Annotated in this window: 25 protein-coding genes; 6 read left to right on the top strand and 19 right to left on the bottom strand. The window is 34.2% G+C overall.

Features of this window, described 5'->3' with window-relative positions; translation table 11 throughout:
• Window positions 1-6 precede the first annotated feature (6 nt).
• The 3 genes from C1T31_RS08720 to C1T31_RS08710 form a co-directional block, all read right to left on the bottom strand.
• Window positions 7-1230: a class I SAM-dependent rRNA methyltransferase gene (locus C1T31_RS08720; RefSeq protein WP_103052106.1), complete on the bottom strand. Its 1224-nt coding sequence runs from the start codon at window positions 1228-1230 to the stop codon at window positions 7-9.
• Window positions 1231-1246: 16 nt separating this feature from the next.
• Window positions 1247-1927 (bottom strand): hypothetical protein, encoded by a 681-nt coding sequence (locus C1T31_RS08715; RefSeq protein ID WP_103052105.1) that lies wholly within the window; start codon window positions 1925-1927, stop codon window positions 1247-1249.
• 67 nt (window positions 1928-1994) lie between these two features.
• Entirely contained in the window at window positions 1995-4835 is a 2841-nt protein-coding gene (locus tag C1T31_RS08710; RefSeq protein ID WP_103052104.1) for a M16 family metallopeptidase, read from the bottom strand.
• A gap of 120 nt (window positions 4836-4955) precedes the next feature.
• Here C1T31_RS08710 and C1T31_RS08705 point away from each other — a divergent pair, with 120 nt between their 5' ends.
• Window positions 4956-7139: a T9SS type A sorting domain-containing protein gene (locus C1T31_RS08705; protein ID WP_103052103.1), complete on the top strand. Its 2184-nt coding sequence runs from the start codon at window positions 4956-4958 to the stop codon at window positions 7137-7139.
• On the opposite strand, the gene C1T31_RS08700 is transcribed toward C1T31_RS08705, so the two are convergent.
• Entirely contained in the window at window positions 7136-8482 is a 1347-nt protein-coding gene (locus C1T31_RS08700; RefSeq protein ID WP_103052102.1) for a T9SS type A sorting domain-containing protein, read from the bottom strand. The genes C1T31_RS08705 and C1T31_RS08700 overlap by 4 nt on opposite strands.
• Window positions 8483-8679: 197 nt before the next feature.
• On the opposite strand from C1T31_RS08700, the gene C1T31_RS08695 reads away from it, so the two are divergent.
• Both C1T31_RS08695 and C1T31_RS08690 read left to right on the top strand, forming a co-directional pair.
• Window positions 8680-8955 carry a DUF3817 domain-containing protein gene (locus C1T31_RS08695; RefSeq protein WP_103052101.1) on the top strand — a complete coding sequence of 92 codons (276 nt, stop codon included), beginning with the start codon at window positions 8680-8682 and terminating at the stop codon, window positions 8953-8955.
• A gap of 6 nt (window positions 8956-8961) precedes the next feature.
• Window positions 8962-10209, top strand: coding sequence for a mechanosensitive ion channel family protein (locus C1T31_RS08690; protein ID WP_103052100.1), 1248 nt, complete (start codon window positions 8962-8964; stop codon window positions 10207-10209).
• Window position 10210: 1 nt separating this feature from the next.
• Here the strand turns inward: C1T31_RS08690 and C1T31_RS08685 are convergent, their stop codons facing one another.
• Both C1T31_RS08685 and C1T31_RS08680 read right to left on the bottom strand, forming a co-directional pair.
• On the bottom strand, window positions 10211-10600 hold the full coding sequence (locus tag C1T31_RS08685; protein ID WP_103052099.1) for an acyl-CoA thioesterase: 390 nt from the start codon (window positions 10598-10600) through the stop codon (window positions 10211-10213).
• 3 nt (window positions 10601-10603) lie between these two features.
• Window positions 10604-11491: a DUF72 domain-containing protein gene (locus C1T31_RS08680; RefSeq protein WP_103052098.1), complete on the bottom strand. Its 888-nt coding sequence runs from the start codon at window positions 11489-11491 to the stop codon at window positions 10604-10606.
• A 173-nt stretch (window positions 11492-11664) separates the two neighbouring features.
• Here C1T31_RS08680 and C1T31_RS08675 point away from each other — a divergent pair, with 173 nt between their 5' ends.
• Together C1T31_RS08675 and C1T31_RS08670 are read left to right on the top strand one after the other, a co-directional pair.
• A complete protein-coding gene (locus C1T31_RS08675; protein WP_103052097.1) occupies window positions 11665-12066 on the top strand; it encodes a glyoxalase in 402 nt (133 codons plus the stop codon).
• On the top strand, window positions 12067-12513 hold the full coding sequence (locus C1T31_RS08670; protein WP_103052096.1) for a transcription elongation factor: 447 nt from the start codon (window positions 12067-12069) through the stop codon (window positions 12511-12513).
• On the opposite strand, the gene C1T31_RS08665 is transcribed toward C1T31_RS08670, so the two are convergent.
• The 6 genes from C1T31_RS08665 to C1T31_RS08640 form a co-directional block, all read right to left on the bottom strand.
• Window positions 12506-13180 carry a DUF2461 domain-containing protein gene (locus C1T31_RS08665; protein ID WP_103052095.1) on the bottom strand — a complete coding sequence of 225 codons (675 nt, stop codon included), beginning with the start codon at window positions 13178-13180 and terminating at the stop codon, window positions 12506-12508. The two genes, C1T31_RS08670 and C1T31_RS08665, sit on opposite strands and share 8 nt — an antisense overlap.
• 74 nt (window positions 13181-13254) lie before the next feature.
• Window positions 13255-13812, bottom strand: a complete 558-nt coding sequence (locus C1T31_RS08660; protein ID WP_103052094.1) for a hypothetical protein — start codon at window positions 13810-13812, stop codon at window positions 13255-13257.
• 43 nt (window positions 13813-13855) lie between these two features.
• A complete protein-coding gene (locus C1T31_RS08655; RefSeq protein WP_103052093.1) occupies window positions 13856-14020 on the bottom strand; it encodes a DUF1328 domain-containing protein in 165 nt (54 codons plus the stop codon).
• Window positions 14021-14071: 51 nt separating this feature from the next.
• Window positions 14072-14974 (bottom strand): mechanosensitive ion channel family protein, encoded by a 903-nt coding sequence (locus tag C1T31_RS08650; RefSeq protein ID WP_103052092.1) that lies wholly within the window; start codon window positions 14972-14974, stop codon window positions 14072-14074.
• A 22-nt stretch (window positions 14975-14996) separates the two neighbouring features.
• Window positions 14997-15500, bottom strand: a complete 504-nt coding sequence (locus tag C1T31_RS08645; RefSeq protein WP_103052091.1) for a Dps family protein — start codon at window positions 15498-15500, stop codon at window positions 14997-14999.
• Between the two features lie 167 nt (window positions 15501-15667).
• Window positions 15668-16456 carry a tRNA pseudouridine synthase A gene (locus tag C1T31_RS08640; RefSeq protein ID WP_103052090.1) on the bottom strand — a complete coding sequence of 263 codons (789 nt, stop codon included), beginning with the start codon at window positions 16454-16456 and terminating at the stop codon, window positions 15668-15670.
• Between the two features lie 96 nt (window positions 16457-16552).
• Between C1T31_RS08640 and C1T31_RS08635 the strand changes: the two genes are divergently transcribed.
• The gene (locus C1T31_RS08635; RefSeq protein ID WP_103052089.1) at window positions 16553-16972 is read left to right on the top strand and encodes a hypothetical protein; all 420 of its coding nucleotides are present in this window, start codon (window positions 16553-16555) and stop codon (window positions 16970-16972) included.
• 65 nt (window positions 16973-17037) lie between these two features.
• Here the strand turns inward: C1T31_RS08635 and C1T31_RS08630 are convergent, their stop codons facing one another.
• From C1T31_RS08630 to efp, 7 genes are all read right to left on the bottom strand, one after another.
• Complete coding sequence (locus C1T31_RS08630; RefSeq protein WP_103052088.1) at window positions 17038-17853, bottom strand: prohibitin family protein; 816 nt, start codon at window positions 17851-17853, stop codon at window positions 17038-17040.
• A 14-nt stretch (window positions 17854-17867) separates the two neighbouring features.
• Entirely contained in the window at window positions 17868-19901 is a 2034-nt protein-coding gene (locus tag C1T31_RS08625; protein ID WP_103052087.1) for a vWA domain-containing protein, read from the bottom strand.
• Between the two features lie 18 nt (window positions 19902-19919).
• Window positions 19920-20666 (bottom strand): 3-oxoacyl-[acyl-carrier-protein] reductase, encoded by a 747-nt coding sequence (fabG, locus tag C1T31_RS08620; RefSeq protein ID WP_103052086.1) that lies wholly within the window; start codon window positions 20664-20666, stop codon window positions 19920-19922.
• A gap of 108 nt (window positions 20667-20774) precedes the next feature.
• Window positions 20775-21647 (bottom strand): succinate--CoA ligase subunit alpha, encoded by an 873-nt coding sequence (sucD, locus tag C1T31_RS08615; RefSeq protein ID WP_103052085.1) that lies wholly within the window; start codon window positions 21645-21647, stop codon window positions 20775-20777.
• 84 nt (window positions 21648-21731) lie between these two features.
• Window positions 21732-22121 carry a nuclear transport factor 2 family protein gene (locus C1T31_RS08610; RefSeq protein WP_103052084.1) on the bottom strand — a complete coding sequence of 130 codons (390 nt, stop codon included), beginning with the start codon at window positions 22119-22121 and terminating at the stop codon, window positions 21732-21734.
• A complete protein-coding gene (locus tag C1T31_RS08605) occupies window positions 22122-23057 on the bottom strand; it encodes a UDP-3-O-(3-hydroxymyristoyl)glucosamine N-acyltransferase (RefSeq protein ID WP_103052083.1) in 936 nt (311 codons plus the stop codon).
• A gap of 1 nt (window position 23058) precedes the next feature.
• The gene (gene efp, locus C1T31_RS08600) at window positions 23059-23625 is read right to left on the bottom strand and encodes an elongation factor P (RefSeq protein ID WP_103052082.1); all 567 of its coding nucleotides are present in this window, start codon (window positions 23623-23625) and stop codon (window positions 23059-23061) included.

Raw genomic sequence — 23625 nt, 5'->3', positions numbered from 1 at the left:
AAATAGTTAATCCAATCTATAATACCCACATTTCAGATAAGCGCCTTCTGGAAAACCAATGGGATGATCGTCATCATGTTCGGTTTTTAAAATCACTTTAAACGGGCGATTAGTCGCCTGTAATACTTGCTGATTAATATCAAAAAACGAATCTGATCTCACACGAGATGAACAAGATGCTAAAACCAATATTCCTTTTTTAGCTGTAAGCTTCTCTCCTAGTTTGGCCAATTGTGCATATTTCTTTTTAGCCAATGTTATTTCAGATTGCTGTTTGGCAAAGCTTGGTGGATCTATGACAACCACATCATAAGTCCTTTCTTCTCGAATGAGTTTTTCCATTTCTTCAAACGCATCACCACATATAATATGGTGCTTTCCAGAATAGGCATTACGTTTACCATTTTCCAAAGCAATTGCCAAAGCCTGCTGACTAATATCCAAACTGGTAACTTCTTTAGCTTGATTGGCCAAGGTGTGAACCGAAAAACCACCTGCATAAGCAAAAACATCCAATACCGTTTTACCTTTGCTCAACTCACCTACAAGCTTTCGGTTATGTCTGTGGTCTAAAAAATAACCCGTTTTATGTCCTTTTATGACGTTAGCCGAAAAATGTACACCATGCTCAACAAATTGAACGACTTCATGATCTAATGTACCATAAATGACTTGTCCATCTAAAAAATCTGAATCAGCTTGTTGCAAATTTCTACTTAAGCGTAAAACAACCGTTTCTGCTTTGGAAACAGTAATCAAGCTGGATATAATAACTTTTAAATAAGGATACCAAATTTCAGAATAGAGTTTCACCACCAATACATTAGCATAAACATCTGCTATCAGACCTGGAAAACCATCATTTTCACCGAATAACAACCGATAACTATTGGTATTGGTTTTTAATAAATGGCGTCTTTTGGAATAAGCATCTTGAATGGCATTAGTGAAGAAGGTATCGTCCATTTTTTGAGGACCACCATGATGCAACATCTTGATACGAATTGGTGATGACTTATCCAACAAGCCAATACCTATAACAGCATCATCGCGCTTTCTAAAAATAATACAGATATCTCCTGAATGTCCTTCTTTGTTCTGTTTAACAATACTGTTTTCAAATACCCACGGATGCCCTTGTAAAACACTGCGCTCGCCATTACTATTGAGCTTAACAGCCAATCGGGAAATGGGTTTGTTATAGTCGGGAATGTTTAAAGAGTTGGACAATTTTTTTGCTTTTGAATTATAAGTACTTGTTTTCTACAACCTCCCATTCATACATTTCTCCAAATTCAGAAAGTTTTTTAGGCTTGGTTTTTATTTCAATCAATTTTGTGTTCTCCATATCGTTAGATATATGGCCTGTTGTGCAGGTTATAATATTTGCTTTAAAATCATAAAGGTCACAACTAAAGTTTCCACTTGCTGCATGAACACCCACACTTTTTGCACTTTTTATTATAAAATCACTTTTATTGAATTCAAAAACATAGGACTGATTAGAGCGTGTAAATTGATAGAAAATTGTTAACAAATTATTTTCAATCAATAATTCAGGTTCGATATATGGAGACATACCACCTTCATCCCCTCTGGCTATGAACTTATTATTTTGAACCATCACTTTTGCAGTATTATTTTCATTAATGAGAACCAAGATTATTCTTGGCTTTTGTTTTGATAGCTTACAACTGGGGCATCTTTTTTCAAGAATGCTATCCTTTGATTCAAGAACTAACGCATAATCGATAAGGTGGTCATCGTTTAAGTCACCTGTTGCTTTTACAAGTACTTTCCACTGTAAGTTATTATGAATGGATTCTAATGTTTCTCCAATAAAATCAGGATAAATTAAACCATTGTTTTGAGACAATCCTTTACTAAAGATAAAGGCAAATAACAGTATTAGATTTATTTTATTCATAAGTATGTAAAAATAAAAAATGCACAGCAAGAATATCGCTGTGCATTGTAAATTATTTCATTTTCTTTTATTGAGAGACTACTCGATTTCCAAAAATATCGAGTTCTATTACTGTTTTTCCTAATTTTTGAACTTCATCCCATTGCGTTGCTTTGTCACCAACAACCACATAAATCATATCATCTTCTGTTAGATATTTTTGGATGATGTTTTTATAATCTTCAACCGTCATAGCTATCAATTCTTCCTGATCTTTTTCAATATAATCTTGAGAATAGCCATATTTACTAATATTACGTAATATGCTCAATTTAGCTCCCAAACTTTCGTAGGCACGTGTATTGGCCTTCAATAATTTTTCTCTAGTCAAGGTGACTTCATCCTCACCAAAACTTTCAGCGTAAGTAGCCAACATGTCTTCTATAATCTCTAGAGATTTTAATGTGGCATTAGCACGAACACTGGAACGAACGGTGTAAGGTGCCATTTCTAAACTGTTACTAACACCCGAATAAGCACCGTAAGTGTAGCCTTTTTCAATCCGCAATGTTTGGAATAAACGACCACTGGAACCACCTCCTATAATTTCATTGGCAAAGTCTAGGTTATTGGCGTCGGGATTGGTTGCAGAAAGTGCTAGCTTACCAATATTTAATACGGATTGCTTGGAATCAGGAACGTCAATGAAAAACAATAGATCCTTTTGCGTATTACCATTTATAGTATATTCAGGAATAGCAACTGCTTCTCCTTTCCAATCATTGAGCGTTGCTAAAACAGATTTTGTTTGTTCTGGAGTGATACTACCAGCTATATGGAATGATGCTTTCGCCGGAACTAAATTGGTATAATATGCCTTTAAATCTTCTATACTGATATCCTGAACTGTATTCAAGGTTCCACTCGCAGGTACTGCAAACGGATGGTTATCACCGTACAGAATTTTATCATACACCAAACCTACAATAGCATTTGGATTGGCTTCACGATCTTTTAAGGCTGTTTCCAAAGCTTGTTTTAATCTAATAAATTCAGTTTCATCCCAACGAGGCTCCAAAAGGATTTCCTTAACTAAAGCAATAGTCTCATCAAAATTTTTGGTTAAACATGAGCCTGTAATATGAAAATCTTCATTAGCACTGTACATATTAATGTTAGCACCCAATAAACCTATGGCTTCTTCCAATTCAGCTGGTGTTTTATTGGCAGTGCCTTCCATCATTAAATCACTAACCAAATTAGCAACACCTGCTTTATTTTCAGGATCCAGTAAATGCCCGCCAGGAATGGTGATATCAAATTGTACTAAAGGAATCTCATTGTTTTCAATACCATACAGTTTCATGCCATTTTCCAATTCAGCAGTCCAGATTTCAGGCATGGTAAACTTTGGTAAATCTCCAAAAGGAGGCTCGCTTCTATCGTATTTAGATGGTGTTTTTTCATATTCTGCTTCTTCGCCTTGACTAACTTCTTCATTGGCAACATTTTGCTTTACCTCTTCAATCCATACTTTGGCTTCTTCGGCATTTGAAACAGCTAAATCCAATTGCCCTTTAGGAACGACGCTGGTCATTACATAATTTTGACCTTTGATGTATTTATTATAGACACGCATTACATCGTAAGCGGTAACAGCATTGGTTAACTTAGCTGTTTTGGTAATATAACTTGGATCTCCACCAAATTCATTATCCATACCCAACTGAAAAGCTTTATTTAAAACGGTACTAATACCTTGATACAGATTTGTTTCCAATTCCGCCTTAATGCGTTTTAAATCACGTTCATTCACTCCATTGGTTTCAAATCGTTCCAAACCTTTGTTTATAGCCATTTTAAGGGAATCCAAATCGACACCTGCATTGGCGCGAACTCTAAATATAAATTCGCCAGCTAATTCACTACTAGATTGGTATGTACCAATATTGGGTGCTAATTTTTCCTCTTCAACAACCACTTGATACAATGGTGACTTTTTGCTACCACTCAATAATTGACCCAAGATCTGTAAGGCATAACTATCATTATTATATTCTTCCACAGTCGGGTAAACCATGCGTAGTTCTGGTAATTTTGCAAAGTTATCTTCAAAGTACAATGATTTTGTTTCCTGCAAAGTAACCGGTTTCGGATTCTGAATTTCAACTTCAGGACCACTAGGAATTTCTCCAAACCATTGTTTTACTAAAGCTTTGGTTTCTTCAAAATCAATATCACCAGCAATAACCAATGTCGCATTTGATGCACCATAGTATTTATTGTAAAACTCCTTAACATCATCAATGGTAGCAGCTTGTAAATCAGGCAATGAACCAATAACAGTCCAATTGTATGGATGTCCTTCAGGGTATAAATTGGATCTGATTATTTCATCTGTATAACCATATGGTGCATTATCCACACGTTGGCGTTTTTCATTTTTTACCACTTGTTTTTCACGTTCTAGTGCTGCTTTAGTGACCGTATTAATCATGTAACCAAATCTGTCTGAATCAATCCACATGATTTTCTCAAAAGCGTCTTTGGGGACTACTTCATAATACACCGTGTAGTCATTTGAAGTTCCACCGTTTCGGCTTCCTCCCCATTCTGGTATCATTTTTCTGTTGGCGCCTACGGGAACATTTTCGGAGTCATTAAAACTCATATGTTCAAAAAAGTGAGCGAAACCCGTTTTACCAGGTTTTTCGCGATTGGAGCCCACATGCATGATGGTTGCAACGGCAACAATTGGGTCACTTTTGTCTTGATGGAGTATAACCTCTAGTCCATTGCCCAGAGTAAATTTTTCATAATCTATTGCAAACTCCTTTTCAACAACTTCGGCTTGTGCATTTTCTTTATCGTCCTTACAGGAAATTACGACAATTGAAAAAGCCAGTAAACATAATTTTAAAATACGCATGGTTTAATAATTTTGATTGAATTAAAACTTAATCTATAAATTTCAGGCATTTATAGATAGAATCACAAAAAAAAGGCAATTATTAACATTTTTTTATACATTTATACAAACCAAATGTTCATGAAAAAAATTACGTATTTCCTCGTTTTTCTATTCACTTTTTTATCAATTCAAAGTCATTCCCAGCATTCTATAGCTCGAGAATGGAATGAGCAATTATTGGATGCCATTCGTGTTGATTTTGCCAGACCGACCGTTCATGCCAGAAATTTGTTTCACACATCGATGCTCATGTATGATGCTTGGGCCATTTTTGATGAACAAGCAGAAACTGTATTTTTAGGTAAATCTTTTAGAGGTTTTGATTGTCCATTTTCTGGTATCGATACACCAACTGATGTTGATGCCGCAAGACATGAAGTCATTAGCTATGCCATGTTTAGGTTGTTGAGCCATAGATTTCAAAACTCACCTGGCTCTACTGAATCACTCGCTTCCTTTAGTTCTTATTTAGCCTCATTGGGATATGATGAAAATTTTACATCAACCGATTACAGCACAGGATCATATGCAGCTTTAGGAAACTATCTAGCAAGTGAAATAATTGCTTTTGGATTACAGGATGGTTCTCATGAACAAAGTGGCTATAACAATTTATATTATAATTCCGTAAATGAGCCTTTAGTATTGGAATTATATGAAGACAATACGGGTATTGATCCAAATCGTTGGCAACCTTTGGCATTTGATGTTTTTATAGATCAAAGTGGTAATGTATATCCTTTAAACACGCCAGATTTTGTGAGCCCTGAATGGGGTGAAGTAGCACCTTTTAGTCTGACAACTGATGAATTGGAAATTTTGAACAATGGATTTGATTCGTATCTATATCATAACCCAGGAGATCCAGCATATATTCAAAATTCAAACGAAGATGGATTTGATGATCCTTATAAATGGTATTTTACACTAGTGGCTTCTTGGTCATCCCATTTAGATCCTGATGATAACACATTAATCGATATTTCACCGAATGGATTGGGAAATGTTGATTTTGTTGATTTACCCCAAACATTTGAGGAGTTTCGATTGTTTTATGACTATATGGAAGGTGGCGATCCAGGTTCAGGACATGCTTTAAACCCATACACCAATGCGCCTTACACCCCTCAAATGGTTAAACGAGGTGATTACGCTAGAGTTTTAGCCGAATTTTGGGCCGACGGACCAGACTCTGAAACGCCACCAGGACATTGGTTTACCATTATGAATTATGTTAGTGATCATCCTTTAGTTGAAAAAAGAATAAATGGTCAAGGGCCCGTTTTAAGTAATTTGGAATGGGACGTAAAATGTTATTTGGCCTTAGGTGGTGCTATGCATGATTGTGCTGTCACTACTTGGGGAATTAAAGGATATTACGATTATATTAGACCTATTTCGGCTATTCGCTATATGGCGGGAAAAGGCCAAAGTTCGGATATGTCATTGCCTAATTATGATCCACATGGTATTCCTTTAGTACCAGGTCGTATAGAACTCATTGAATCGGGAGATCCTTTAGCTGGTGATTCTGATGAAAACGTAGGAAGAGTGAAAATTTATGCATGGAAAGGACCAGATTTTATAGCGGATCCAGATGTCGATATTGCCGGTGTCGATTGGGTATTAGGCGAGCATTGGTGGCCTTACCAGCGTCCAACATTCGTCACACCTCCATTTGCAGGATATGTTTCGGGTCATTCAACGTTTTCTAGAGCAGCAGCAGAAGTATTGACCTTGCTGACAGGAGACGCATTTTTCCCTGGAGGCATGGGAACCTTTGATGTGGTTCAAAATGAATTTTTAGTATTTGAAGAAGGACCTAGTGAAACATTTCAATTACAATGGGCCACATATCGTGATGCTTCAGACCAAACCAGTTTGTCCAGAATTTGGGGCGGTATCCACCCTCCCATTGATGATATTCCTGGAAGAATCATTGGAGCAGAAATTGGCGTTGAGGCTTACACTCTAGCAGAACAATATTTTAATGCTACATTAAGCACTGAAGAATTCGTTACAGAGAATAGTATTCGTATTTATCCTAATCCATTTTCTAATGATTTAAATATCCGTAACTATAGGAGCCAATCTTTAAGATTTCAACTGTATGGTTTAGATGGTAAATTAATTCATTCTGAAAGTTCCAATAATCCTCAAGTGACATTAACGATAGAGGGACTTGAAAGTGGTTTGTACCTATTGAAGGTGTTGAATAAAAATAATGACGTGCTAACCGTTGAGAAGCTAATTAAGAACTAACTTTTAATTATTTTCTTAATTACTTTTTGATTTGAAGTCGTAATTTCAACGAGATAAAATCCAGTGCTGTAATTACTTAAATCAATACTATTTGTTCCTAAAGAAAGTTTGGATTGAAATACTGATTGTCCTTTAAGGGTATACAAACGCAATGTACTTTTGGTATCTGTTACAGTGATGTTCATATAATCAATGACTGGATTTGGATACATTTCAAAAACCATATCATTCAACTTCACATCCTGTGTAGATAAGGCATTACATTCTGCTTCATCCTGGACAAAGTTTGCTGAACTGTCAATATCCCAGTTGGCAAGATAATTAGCATTCGTATTATCAACATAAACACAGGTTAATGCTGGATTATTATTTGCATTGAAATCTGAAATACTACTGTTTTGACCATTTCTTATATCAATGCTTTCCAATTCATTATTTTCCAGCCGCACATATTTCAAGTCATTGTTATTAGTTAGGTCTATTTCTCGGATTCCATTAAAACTAGCATAAAAGAGCATTAATTCCGGATTTTGAGAGACATCTAATGATTGGAAATTATTGTTGTTACAAAGAAAACGTGTTAAAGATGAATTAGAACTAACATCAATTTGACTGAAATTATTGCCACTGACATCTAAATAAGAGAGGTCTTGGCAATTATCAAAAATTAACTCTGATAAATTGTTTTGACTACAAGATATTGTTTGCAATAATGGATTACTTGCAATATTCAGGCTACTTAAATTATTATCACCGCAAAACAATGACTCCAACAATATATTTTGTTGCAAATTGATATTTTGCAAATTATTAGAATAACACCATAGCACGGATAGATTCATATTATTATCCACATCCAAATCACTCAAATTATTCAAATTACATGACAGGACTTCTAAATCTAAATTGTTTGACACATCTAGATTGGACAGCAAGTTGTTACTAATGTAAAGTTCCTTGAGTTCCGTATTGGCAGAAATGTCCAAATTTGTCAAACTATTATTTTCAATATCTAAAACTTCTAACTGTAGGTTGCTTTGTAAATTCAATTCTTGGACATTATTGAAATAGCAGTACAAATACTTTAGATTAATAAAGGCCTCTATACCAGTAAGGTCTATAATGTTTTTATTGAAAATATTCAAAGTTATCACACTTTCCGCATCACTGTTCAGAATATTACCGTTTAGACCATTGGTGTCTACACCATAATCTATTAACGCTTGTTCAAAACTTGAATCAGGAATGGAAGTTGTTTGAGCTGAAGTTTTTAAACACCAAATAACTATCGCACAAAAAGTAACGATTACTCTAAAATTTATTGTAGATTTTGTTGAGGCCAAACTATAATAAATATCATTTACAGATTAAAAGTATTACTAAATAGCTATCTCAAAGATTAAAATCGTTATTTGTAACTTTTTATCGTTAAGCTACTTAAAACATAAAATTGTAAATCTGAATTTCAGAACATGTAATTTGTGAAAAGTGTAAAAAAATAGTATTATGAATTGTATTTTTGCTAAACCAAAAACATCATATGTTACCATTATTTAGAATTATAGCGCTGCTTGAAGGCGTATCCTACATTTTGCTGCTATTTATTGCCACTCCTGTTAAATATTTTATGAACGAGCCCAAATATGTCAAGCTCTTGGGGATGCCACATGGCCTTTTGTTTATAGCATATATTGTTTTGGCCATCATTATTGGCAGTAATTTAAAATGGAGTTCCAAAATAATGCGAACTGTTTTATTGGCATCCATAATACCATTCGGAACATTTTGTGTGGATAAAAAATTTTTGAAACCTTAATGCTTTATGAAAGATATTCAATGTTTATTCTATGACTATCTAATCTCAATAGATGTCAATGCCGATACAGCCAAATATTTGAATTTATTAGTTCTTTTAATTGGGTTATTTGTCATTATTTTTATTACAGATTTTGTAACTAGAAAACTGTTAATTAATGCATTTAGCAAGTTCTCCGAGAAATCTAAAACTCATTTTGATGACTTATTAGTTAATCATAAAGCCCCAAGAAACATAGCTCACATAGTGCCTTTAATTCTAACTATCAAGCTTTTTCCCTTTGTTTTTTATGACTTTCCACATTTTGAAAGCTATATAGTTACCATTCTGAAAGTATATGGTATTATTTTGACGGTATGGATTATACGAAGTATCCTCAAAACCTTTGAATCCTATTTTAAGACATTGCCAAGACTAAAGGATAAACCCATCGATAGTTATATACAAGTTGTTATGCTATTCGTATGGATTATTGCCATTGCATCCTGTCTTGCAGTGGTTATTAATTTATCATTCATAAAATTCTTTACAACTTTAGGTGCTGCGTCTGCCATTTTACTATTGATTTTTAAGGATACCATTCTGGGCTTTGTTGCCAGCATTCAAGTGGCAGTTAATGATAGTGTTAGAATTGGTGACTGGATTACCATGGAAAAATATGGAGCCGATGGTGATGTTATTGAAATAAACCTTTCTACGGTTCAAGTGCAGAATTTTGATATGACCATTACACATATTCCTACCTTTGCTCTGATAACAGATTCCTTTAAAAACTGGCGTGGTATGCAGTCATCAGGTGGAAGACGTATTAAACGTTCTATAATTCTAAAGGCCAAAAGTGTAAAATATCTTACTAAAAAGGACATTGAAAACTTCAAGAACATTCAGTTAATCACTGATTATTTAAACACAAGACAAAACGATATTGACAACTATAACAACGCTAACCATATTGACAAAAAAACATTGATAAATGGTAGGAATTTGACTAACATAGGTGTCTTTAGGAAATACCTGCAAAGTTATATTGAAAATCATTCTGCCATAAACAAGGATATGTTTATAATGGTAAGACAATTAGCGCCAACACCTCAAGGCTTGCCACTAGAGATTTATTGTTTTAGTAGTGATAAGCGTTGGGAAAATTATGAATACATCATGTCAGATATTTTTGACCATGCCATTGCAGCCGTCCCTTATTTTGACTTGGAAATTTATGAATTGAATACCATTATTGATTCTCTAAATAATTAAATCAATCGGCCAATCTATCCTTAACAAATTCTATCTGGGTTTTACCATGTGGTGCAGGCTTACCATTCTCGTCTAAATTAACCATAATAATATTATCTACTGTTAATATGGTTTCGCGAGTCATTTTATTTCTGGCCTCACATTTTAGTGTTAAAGAAGACTTACCAAAACGCACAACTTCAATACCCAATTCAACGATATCACCTTGCTTTGCCGAGCTCATGAAATTGATTTCAGACATAAATTTGGTTACAATACGCTTATTTTCTAGCTGTATTAACGTGTATAATGCCACTTCTTCATCGATCCAAGCTAATAATCGACCTCCAAAAAGGGTCTCGTTAGGATTCAAATCTTCGGGTTTGACCCATTTTCTAGTGTGAAATCTCATAGGTTATAATGGTTTTTGTTGCTGATTCTCATTAGGAATTTTCAGTGAAGTTCCTAACGCTTTATTTAATCGTTTTATGAAATAAGCTGAAAGTAGAGGCGATTCCTTTTCTATATTTTGATGGATGAAAAAATCAATTTCTTTGATGCCTTGGTCTTGCCATTCCTCCAATCGTTTTACCCAATCATCCAATCGAGTATAATCTGATGGATGATTTGCTCCCACATAACGCACAAATGCCGTTGGGTTGGTCAATCGCATGTGCATTAAATCGCGTCTACCGGCAGTATCTACAATGACATTTGAAATGTTGTTTGACTCTAATAAATCGTATAGTTGATTGGAAACCACCTCATCATTATACCAATTGGTATGCCTAAATTCTATAGCTAACGGAACCTCATTTGGCCAATTTTCAACAAAATTCACCACTCTATCAAAATCCTTTGGAGCAAAATTATTATGCATCTGTAGAAATACGGTTCCTAATTTTTCTTTGAGGTTAGAGGCATTGTATAAGTAGTTTTCAACAACTGCCTGAACATCATTCAATCTTTTCCAATGGCTAATCTCTTGGTTCAGTTTTGGAAAAAACTTAAAACCCGTAGGTGTTTTATCATACCAAGTTGCAAATTGCTCCGCTGGAAAAATTCTGTAAAACGTTGCATTTAACTCAATAGCATTAAATTGATTGGAATAATAGCCTAATTCATCTTTGGTCCCACGTGGATAAAACCCCTTTAAATCGGCTTTATTCCATTTAGCACAACCCACATAAACTTCAGGTAGATTATCATCTTTAACCTGGTTAAGTACTTTTGCGGTGTCAATATGGTCAGGTGGTAATGAGAAATCAATTAATTCTGGGTTGTCTGCACTTCCAAACTTCATATCTCTTGTTTTTATCAAAGATAGTTTATAAAGATTATAGTAAAAAAGAGTTGGCATAACATTGCTCAATGCAATGATGATGAAAACCTATTTGTTGATAACGCTGTTAATATTCTAAATCATATGAAGGGCAAATGGATGATGTAATTTATATTTTTAATCAAACTTAAATCATGAGCCGATCTACAAACCTATTGCAATGCCGACCAGAAATCACATCGGCAGTTTTTTTTGAGACTATGAGTCCCGATGAACGTTTTCAGAATGCGACACTTCGTCCAATTATAAAATTTCAAAATGATTTATTTGTTGAAGTTTTTAAAAATTATGCTGATAAGCACAAAAATGTATTTTACCATTTGACTGTTGAAAAGCAGATTGACTACATTGAAAATGCCATTCAAAAAGATATGAAATTCAGAAACTCTCTAAAGGGGATGGTCATTGGTCAATTTACAGTAGATGAATATCGTTTTTACATTACGAATTCATCAGCCTTAAATAAGCGCATGATGAATATTGTTAAGGAACGTTTAATTGATAATATTCAAGTTTTTCAGGAACTGGTTGCTTAAATGACAGTTAAAGAGCAATTACTAGCTGTTTGTCAAAACTACGCCAGTAAGCGTATAGCTAGTTATAGGGATGAAATTGAGACTATTAAAGAATCTATTGAAAATAATGACAAAAGTAATGATGAAGATGATGATTCAGGTAATGGAAAGCTTTTCAATGATTTAGAAAAAAATGCCCAGCATTTAACCGAAGCTCTCAAGACTTTAGATACTTTAAAATTAATTAATCCAAAGACTAACCATACCAGTGTCGTTTTAGGCAGCATTGTAAAAACCAATGCATCAAACTTTTTCATTTCAACCAGTATCGGAGCTATAGAATTAGAAGGTACAACCTATTTTGGCATATCACTCCTATCTCCTATTGGGCAATTACTTAAAAATAAAGTTGTTGGAGATTCCATTGAATTTAATGGTAATAAGCATACCATTGTAGCGATTAAATAATGGATTCGCCATTTATATTTGTGGTGAGCACATCACTCATATAATCGAAATACGGCTTGATAGCTTTGAAGGACTTGTTAACATCATCTATAAAATTTGGAGGTAATAGGTCTGCATCTTTATACTTTCTTACGAAAATATATTGCTTTTTACGTATCAGATCAATGTTTGGGTGATCTTTGTCAAAATCTCGCGGTGCAGATTTCAATTCATCACCTTCCAATTCTCCCCAAATATCTTTAAATGATTTTTCTGCCAATAGTTCTCGCATTTCAGAGGCGTCAACCTCAAACTCTCTTCTAATACGCAATAAATCATCTTTATTGGGCTCCCAAAATCCGGTTGCTATAAAAGACCCATTGTTTGGTGCTATATGCAAATAATAACCACCTCGCAATTCTGGTTTTCTGCGGTGAAATGAACCACCAAAATGTGTTTTATAGGGTTGTTTGTTTTTTGAAAACCTAACATCTCTGTATATTCTGAACATTTTAAAGCTATCTACATCATCATGTTTTTTCAAAGTCTCAAAGACATCATTGTAAAGGCTTTTAATATTCTTTTCTATAGATTTAAATTCCTTTTTATGGTCATTAAACCAATCTCTATTATTGTTTTTTTCCAATCTATTTAAAAACCCTAAAGCTTCTTTTAAAGTATCTTTCATAATGCCATGATTTATGTGTTTAAAGTTAAAAAAAAGCCTCAAGTGAATGAGGCTTTTTTAATTAATGTTTCAATCTATTTAGAAGATGTTATAGTCACATATTTTGTAGTTATTAATGAACTGATTTCATTGTTATAGTATTCTACAACAAAATTTCCATTATTGTCAAAATAACCAACTCCTGAATAATCTTTGTTATTAAAAATATAGTATCTATCATCTAGACTTGAACGAACAGCATTACCATACGGTTTCTTTGTGCCTTTGGCTGATACTGAAAAACCTTCAGTGTTTTTAACAAAGCTATACTCTTCGCCCTCTTTGACATAGGTTACTATCTCAATTTCAGAATCGTAAAAAGGATCGTTATCATTATCTATTTCAATAATTTTTGTGACCTTTTGGTTTTTACCAACAACCATGTCTTGGTTTACTTTACCAGCATCGGCTTTATCAAGTGCTACTTCTTTTTCTTTTTTTGTTGTTACTTTGACTTTTTTTTCAACAACTTCTTTGCCATTATTGACCTTAACCGTTTTAACTTCGGTAGTCTCTGACATATTTTTTGATTTTTCTTGTGCATTAAGATTTGCTACTAACATAAATGCACATATATATAATATAGTTTTCATTGTTTTAATTTTAATGGTTAATAATTCGGTTTTATAAAACGTATTACTTTTTACTTAAACCACCTTTTAATAATGACAACACAAAGAGTACTAAAAAAATGTAGAAACATATTTTAGCAATTCCTGCCGATGCTCCCGCAATACCACCAAAACCTAAAACTCCAGCGATGATTGCAATTATTACAAAAGTGATTGTCCAACGTAACATAATATTTAATTTTTTAATTATTGGTTAAGATTACAAACTCGTAATCTAACTCTAGTTTTTAGAGATTTTTTCAAATTCAACAGGGTTGTTAAAAGCTAACTCATTGTCAAATTTTAATGTTCGAATTGGGAACGGTATATTGATTCCTTCTTTATCATAAGCTTTTTTGATTTCAATAATAGCTTTGGTTTTTGCACGGAGTTTTTCCAGCATGCTTTCAGCATCTATCCAAAACCGACATAAGTAGTTAATGGAACTGTTGCCAAACTCTGTGTAATAGAATTCTACATCTTCTGGCTTTTCAACCTGATCAAAAGTTTTGGCAATAACTTCTTTAGTGAGCGATTCTACTTTTTCCAAATCAGATTCATACCCGACTCCACATTCTATAAAAACACGCATTTTGGTTGTTAGCGAATAGTTTTTTAGCGGATTTTCAAGTATTTTTTTGTTTGGTATAACGACGATGTTGTTATCCGCTTCTTTAAGCGTGAAGTCTTTCATGTTAATATCCATAACTTCACCTGAAAAACCGTTAGTCTCTACCCAATTGCCAATTTGAATTTTTTTTCTGAAGGATAGAATGATACCAGAAATTGTATTTGACAATGTGCCCTGTAAGGCCAAACCAATTGCCAAACCAGCTACACCAGCACCAGCTAGTAGTGATGTGAGTGCTTGATTTAAATTCATGATCCCTAAAGCCAAAAACAATCCTGCCAACACAACTATTACAGCTGTAATTCTAGATATCATACCACTTACCGACTCGTCTTGAACTTTCTTATCGACAATCTTTTTTGTTGCTTTATTCACATACTTTGCTATAAAATATGCCGTGATAAGTACTAAAATGGCAAGCACAAAGTTTGGTAGATATTCTATAATTGTATTGAACCAACCTTTTAATTTGTCAATTAAATTATTGAATGCTTCTGCTAATTGCTCTTTCATAATTAAGATTTAATGGCGATTATTAGGCTTCAATAGGTGTTGTGTTCAAAGTATCCTTGGTATCTTTTGCCCAAGCGTCTAACATCCAACTTGTTTTCTCTAGCTCTCTGATATAGGCACCAATCAAATCTATGGTTCCTTCGTCAGAAACTGATTCGGCCTTTTCAATGACTTTACTCATTTGTTTAAGTAGAATTTTATGATCGTTAAGGGTTTCCTTCACCATGTCAACATCTGTTTTTAAACCTTCTTTTTCGGTAATGGCTGACACTTGAAAATAATCCTTAAATGTACTCATGGGATGAAAACGCAAGGTTAAAATACGCTCTGCTATTTCATCAATTTTGATTTTAGCATCATTGTACATCTCTTCAAATTTGTTGTGAAGATCAAAAAAATTCTTACCGAGTATGTTCCAGTGGTTGCTTCGTAATTTTTGGTAGTAAATATGATAATCTGCTAACAAGGTATTTAATTCCACCACCACAGGTATTAACTTTTCATCTTTCATGTTTAAATAACTCATAATTTTTTTTTGCTGATTTATAAATAGTTACGCTTATAAACTAGGGGCTAGATGAGATAAGTCAAGTGATTTAACAAGCTTTAACCTCTTTAAGGTTCTTTTAACATAAATTATGTTAAATAATTATGGGAATTCTTAATGGTTTTTAACAGAATAAAGCGATTATATCACTCTTGAAAATCAACTTTATTAAGAATTAATCCTGAAGCTGGAGCGATATAATCTATGGCTATATTATTATTAGGAAGTAAGCTCGCTTCAATATCCGAAAGTGTCAATTCGCCTTTACCAAGGTTAATAAGTGCACCCATCATCAATCGTATTTGATTACGCATAAACCCTTTACCTTTTACACGTAAAATGTACGATTTTTCAGGAAAAAAATTGGCTGTTAATTGGGTGTTTTCAACTATTTCGCAAACATCAATTTCTCTATCATAAACACCTTTATCTGTGGGTTTGAAACAATACGATTTAAAATAATGTGAGCCTTGAAAAAGTTTGGCACCTTCCTTCATGAGTTCGATATCCAAATCTGTTAAAATGGTTGTCATTATGGGAGCACAAAACGGATGAAATTTGCCACCAAATGCAAAAATATATAAGTATTCCTTAACCTTTGATCCTTGAATAATATTGAAATCACTAGATACTTCAGTAAGGCTTAATACTCGAATATCTTGCGGTAAATTAAAATTAAACAACTCCAAAAAAGTATCTAAATCCTCAATTTTATGATAAAGAAACAATTCAAAAGCCGCTTCGTTAGCTGATACCATGGCATCTGTTCTACCAGCAGTTAATGTTTTGAACTTTTTGCCCTCAAGAATGTATCGCAGTGTTTTATCAATCATCAAATGCAAGGTTTTCAGATTGGGCTGTTTTTGCCAACCATGAAATCTGTAACCCAGATATTGACATTTTACCAGATAATAATATCGTTTGTTCTCAAACACTTGATTTGCTTTTGAAGGTTCGAAATTACTTTATTTTACACATCTCACAAATTTTTTATAACTTGTTATATATAAACTAACTAAATTTTTTAAAATATGACAGATTCAACTAACAAACCACCAGTGTGGTTTTGGATTGTAAGTGTAGTAGCTCTTATCTGGAATGGAATGGGAGTTATGGCCTATTTGGCTCGAGCTTTCGCAACTGATGAAATGATTGCTGCTATGCCAGAAGAACAACAAGCAGAGTTTTTAGTAGACTATCCTGCATGGTATACAGCAGCTTTCGCAATTGCTGTTTTTGCAGGTGCTTTGGGCTGTTTAGCTTTACTTTTAAGAAAAAAATGGGCATATGGTCTATTGGTCCTTTCAGCTATTGGTGCTATTGTTCAACATGTCTACCTATTTATGAATGTGGATATGCCTAGCGTTATTATGCCTATTATAATTATTATTGTTTGCTTGTTCTTGATTTGGCTCTCAAAACAAGCCATTGCAAAAGGCTGGATATCCTAATAAACAAATATTAATAAAAAGAAGGCACTGATTTCAGTGCCTTTTTATTTGGTCAATTATATATTTTATTGATTCCCTAATATTATAGGCATTCCAGAATCTCCTGAACCTATTACAATCACTTTGGAATTATTTGATTCGGATAGCTTAATTGTCGCGTCAATCCCTTTGTCTTGCAAAATTTTATCAGTCAATGAAGCGCTTAATATTCTGTTAGCATCAGCCTTACCCTGTGCTTCAATTCGAACTTTTTCAGCCTCCTTTTCAGCAGTAACTAACCTAAACTCATATTCCAAAGATTCTTGTTCTTGTTTTAATTTACGTTCAATGGCATCTTTTATGGTTGGCGGTAGCGTCACATCACGAACTAGCACCTCGTTTAATTGAATGTATTGATCTTCAACGATTTTTTTGGTTTCTTCAAATATTTCCTGTTGAATGGCATCACGCTTTGTGGAGTACAACTGTTCAGGAGTATAACGTCCAACTACACTCCGAGCTGCTGAACGAATGGCAGGAAGCAATACACGCTCTTTGTACATTTCACTTTTTTCTTGGTGCAACTTTCCTAAATCCGAATATTTTGGTTGAAACCAAACAGATGCTTCTAGCTTGATATCCAATCCATTTGATGACAACACGTTCATTTTTTCAAGTACTTCTTGTTGTCTTACTTCATAAACAAACACCTTGTTCCATGGTGCTACAATATGAAATCCTTCGCCCATTGGTGGCTCATCAATTACAACACCCTCTCCAAAAGTCTTAAACAACACTCCTGCTTCACCAGAGTCAATCGTTACTGCAGACTTTGCTACGACAACAATTAATACAATTATTGTAATAATAATAGGTAATCCTATTTTAGGTAATCTTTCCATAATCTCTTTTTTATTTAAATAAGTCCGTTATATTTTCTAATAAACCATTCTGAAGCTAAACATAAGGCAATTAGAGCCAGAAGATATTTCCAACTTATCAAAGATACTGTATTTTTTGTACTTTTTTCAATAGTAGCAAAACGCGTATCATTCAATAAATCATCAATTAACTTTGAGAAGGTATCGGGAAAATAGAGCTTTCCATTTGTATTCATTGCCGTAGAATTTAACTTCGAAACATTAGCATTTAAAAACTGCTCTTCAATATTATAAGCCAATATTTTAAATTTTCCAGATTTTGAAATATTACTGTTTACTGCTGTTACTTTAAAACTATAGTCCGAAGCTTTTAAATTACTTAAATTAACTTCATAACTATTGTTCTTCAATACAAATGGGAATGATTGTTTATCACCCGAAATATCATCTGTAACTTCAATAATTAAATTCTCTCGATTGTCAAACTCATAGGTTTTATTAAAGTATTGCGCACTTATGATAACACTCGTATTACCATTGTAAAAAGACTCAAACTCCACATTCAATCGTTCCTTTCTTTTTTTGGAAGCTAAATATTGAATGAGTTTACCAATAAAATCATCAAACTGATTAAAAGAATCGTTATTTAGAAAACTCTGCGCTCGCCACCTCCATAAATCTTCTCCAAGTAAAATAGCCTGTCTGTTTGTATTTTGTTCCATAGTGGCCAACAAAACGTCTTCAGTTGTAATACTACCAATTTGTTTAAACAAGATTGTTTGAAATGGAACTGAAAAATTTAAGTTTCCAAATTTCCCTCTTAAAGGCGGAAATGACTGAAAGTCTAAATCTGACAGAATAAATTCAGAATAATTAGTATTTGAAATAGCCTGAAAATCTTCTATTTGTGAATTGATATCATGCTGGAATGCGTTGGAAACACTGTTGAGAAAATTCCAGTCAGTTCTGGTTCCTGATATGATCAATTTATTTAATGGAATCGTGTTAAGGGCTTCAAAGACCGGTCTAAATCTATTGTTGGGTTGATATAATATAACCATTTGAAAATCAGAAATTTTAGAAACAAACTGATTCATATCCATAATAGTTGCCGTACGCTGCTCATTAGTTTCAATACTCTTCTTGAGCATTCCTAAATCAGGATGAATAAAATCACTGACAATAGCAATATTTGATTTCTCATTGACCACTTCCATAGCGAACTCCTTATGATTGTTAACCGTATTTTTTTCATTATCCAAGGGTTCTACAAGGGCTTTGTAAGTAAACACCCCTATTTGATTAGCGGGTAGTGTCAGATTGATAACCCTGGAATTGTCGGTCTTATTAAATTCTATATTTTCTGACCAAACCGTTGTATTTCCATTAAGAATTTTAAAAGATGTCGCAATGCTTTTTTCTCCATTATAGGTCAGTATGGCTTCAACTGGAAATTTATTTTTATAGAAAGCATACTTATTAACATTAAGTTGTTGTAATTTAATATCAGCGTGAACAGTTGTATCACCAACAACTACAGGAAATACAGGCTGATTATATTTCAAAGATTCGTATTCATAATCCGAACCATAGGTTTGATTGCCATCTGATATTAAAATGGTGGGTGCAATATCACTTTTATAAATATCCTTAAGCTTTTTAAAGGCATTTGATACATTAGTTTGACCTCCTGAATAATTTAGGCTGTCAGTCAGAGTAACATCATCACTAAAAGCAAAAAATTCTAAATCAAACTTATCATTAAGATCTTTATTATTTTTAATGGCTTGTATAATTCCAGAAACCGCATTCTTTTGATTCAAAAATTCTATGGAGCTTGAGTTATCTGCGGCAATTACTAGTTTGGGTTTTTCATTATAAAAGGTTTCTTTTTCAACTTTTGGATTTATTAAAAGCAGTAGAATCAGAAAAAATGTTATAAATCTTAAAAAAGTAAGCACTCTGTAAGTATGCGAACGCTTTTTAGATTGATACCAATACTGAAAAAGCGCTAGTAATAGCGCTATGATTCCAGATAATATTATCAATAAAAGAGTGTATGAACCCATTAAAATATTCAAAAATGATTAGGTTAACATGCCGCCATCTACATTCAGGGTTTGACCCGTAATATAAGATGACATATCACTAGCTAAAAATACACATGCATTTGCAATGTCTTCTGGTGTCCCTCCTCTTTTTAAAGGAATGGCATCTCTCCAGCCCTTCACGGTATCTTCATCTAGTTTAGCTGTCATTTCCGTTTCTATAAACCCTGGTGCAATGACATTACTTCTAATGTTACGAGAACCCAACTCTAAAGCAACTGATTTTGAAAATCCTATAATACCTGCTTTTGAAGCTGCGTAATTCGTCTGACCAGCATTACCCTTAACACCAACAACAGAACTCATATTAATGATAGAACCTTGGCGTTGTTTAAGCATAGTGCGTTGTACCGCTTTGGTCATATTAAATACCGACTTTAAATTGACTTCTATAACTTTATCAAAATCTTCTTCACTGATACGCATTAACAGGTTATCTTTTGTAATGCCCGCATTATTAACCAATATATCAATCGAACCAAATTCATTTACTACAGATTCAGCTAGATCTTGGGCTTCTTGAAAACTGGCGGCATTACTTTTATAACCTTTAGCCTTGATACCCAAAGCATTTAATTCATTCTCTAATTCATTTGCTGCTTCAACCGAAGAGCTATATGTAAAGGCAACATTGGCCCCTTGCTGAGCAAATACTTGAGCAATACCACGTCCAATTCCCCTACTGGCTCCTGTAATTATAGCTGTTTTACCTTCTAATAATTTCATTTTCTGTTGTTGAGATTAGTTGTTTGTCAAATATAATAAATACAAGTTGCACCAAATAAAAAAACCTTACAAGATTTTGTAAGGTTTTTAACACTTTATGTTATTATATTAAGCCAATACTTCGGCTACTTTTCTACCTATTTCAGCAGGTGAATCTACAACGTGAATTCCACAAGCTCTCATGATTTTTTTCTTGGCTTGAGCCGTATCATCACTTCCTCCAACAATGGCTCCAGCGTGACCCATAGTACGACCAGCGGGTGCCGTTTCACCAGCAATGAATCCCACTACGGGTTTTTTGCTACCGCTTTCTTTATACCAGTTAGCAGCATCAGCTTCCAATTGACCCCCTATTTCACCAATCATCACAACCGCTTCAGTTTCTGGGTCATTAATTAACAGCTCTACAGCTTCTTTTGTAGTTGTACCAATGATTGGGTCTCCACCTATTCCAATAGCAGTAGTAATACCTAAACCTTGCTTGACAACTTGATCAGCAGCTTCATATGTTAAGGTTCCTGATTTTGACACAATTCCTACTTTTCCTTTTTTGAAAACAAAACCTGGCATGATACCAACTTTTGCTTCTTCTGGTGTAATAACACCTGGGCAATTAGGGCCAATCAATCGGCAATCCTTCCCTTTAATATAATTTGCTGCTGTAATCATATCAGCAACCGGAATACCTTCAGTAATGGTGATAATAACTTTAATTCCAGCATCTGCAGCTTCCATTATAGCATCGGCCGCAAAAGCAGGTGGAACGAAAATGATAGTCGTGTCAGCACCAACTTGTTTTACAGCTTCTTCAACAGTATTGAAAACAGGTTTATCTAAATGGGTTTGACCACCTTTACCTGGTGTTACACCACCAACAACGTTGGTTCCATATTCTATCATTTGACCTGCGTGAAATGTTCCTTCACTACCTGTAAAACCTTGTACAATTATTTTTGAATCTTTGTTGACTAAAACGCTCATTTAAGTTGAATTTTTAATGTTTTTAAAACGTTACAAAAGTAATCTTTTGAACAGTATTTATAAAAGTATTTTTGGATTTCTTTTTTAAAATGAATTGGAATTTAAGGTAACCTGATCCGCTGGTTGACTCATTTCATAAACACGATATATTTTGTCATCCTTGAACTCAATGATTGAAACATAATGTGCCAATGGCATTTCATCTGCAGATTCAATTGTGGTTCCATATAGCGTGTATCTGGCAACAACAGCATTTTTATCCTTCAATAAATGGGTTGTATCAAACCGTAGATTACTATACGATTCTGTTATACCTTTAAAAAATTCTAATGTGCCCTTGAAGTCCCTGAATCTGTAACCTTTACTACTATTCCAATGAACCTCACAATCTTTATGATAAAATTTTTCAATTAAGCTCAAATCATTGGCCAAATCCGAATTGAAAAACTTCTTGATAATCTTTTTGGAAGCCATTTATTTTTCTTTTAATTTTTTAAGGATTTCCGGAATTTGTTTGATGTATGCCATTTCTTTAAACTTCTCTCGAGCCTCTCCAGCTGGCGAACCAAAATAGGTTTTGCCTGGTTCGGTAGTATGGCCTAAACCAGACTGTGCATATAAAACGGTTCCTTTCGATATGGTAATACCACTTTTAACACCTACTTGGCCCCAAAGGGTCACTTCATCTTCAACAACTACGCAGCCTGCAATACCAACCTGTGATGCTAAAAGGCATTTTTTTCCAATAACGGTATCATGACCAACCTGAATCAGGTTGTCTAATTTAGAGCCTTCTCCAATAGTCGTATCACCCGTTACGCCACGATCAATAGTACACAATGCACCAATATCCACATGGTTTTCTATGATGACTCTTCCTCCAGATAATAATCTGTCATATCCTTCAGGTCTTTTCTTGTAATAAAACGCATTGGCTCCTAAAACCGAACCTGCATGAATGGTCACATGGTCTCCAATAATGGCATCGTCATAAATACTGACGTTAGAATGAATAACACAATTTTTTCCAATGACAACATTATTGCCTATAAAGCAGTTGGGCTGAATAATGGTACCATCGCCAATAACCGCACTTTGTGAAATTGAACTTGTTGTCGAGTTAAAGGGCTTAAAATGGCGTGTTAACTTATTAAAATCACGAAACGGATCATCACTAATCAATAAGGCCTTACCTTCAGGACAATCCACCTTTTTGTTTATTAAAACAATGGTCGCTGCAGAATTTAAAGCTTTGTCATAGTATTTAGGATGGTCAACAAAAACAATATCTCCTGGCTCAACTACATGAATTTCATTCATGCCTAAAACCGGAAAATCATCTGCCCCAACATAATCGACATCAATTAAATTGGCAATTTCTTTTAAAGTATGTTTATGCGGAAATTTCACTCTATTCCTTAATACGCTCTTTGTAAGTGCCTTTTTCGGTCTCTATTTTTATCTTATCGCCTTCGTTGATAAATAAAGGCACATTCACTTCTGCTCCGGTTTCAACAGTTGCTGGCTTGGTTGCATTGGTAGCCGTATTTCCCTTAACTCCTGGTTCCGTGTGGGTGACTTCCAAAATAACACTAGCAGGCATCTCAACGGATAACGGCATGTTGTCTTCCGCATTAATCAGAATAGTCACAACTTCACCTTCTTTCATTAGGTCTGGTCTATCTAAAGCAGCCTCCATTAACCGGATTTGGGTATAGTCTTCTTGATTCATGAAATGGTAAAATTCACCATCATGATATAAAAACTGGAACTTATGCGTCTCAACCCGAACATCTTCAATTTTATGTCCTGCTGAAAATGTATTGTCAATAACTTTACCTGTGGTAACACTTTTTAGTTTCGTTCTCACAAACGCAGGTCCTTTACCTGGTTTTACGTGTAAAAACTCTATAATTTTAAAAATATCATGATTGTATCTTATGCACAATCCGTTTCTAATATCTGAAGTACTAGCCAT

The organism is Hanstruepera neustonica, assembly GCF_002895005.1.
GTDB lineage: Bacteria > Bacteroidota > Bacteroidia > Flavobacteriales > Flavobacteriaceae > Hanstruepera > Hanstruepera neustonica.
The sequence above is the reverse complement of the archived record's forward strand: the minus strand, read 5'-3'. Positions and strand labels throughout refer to the sequence as shown.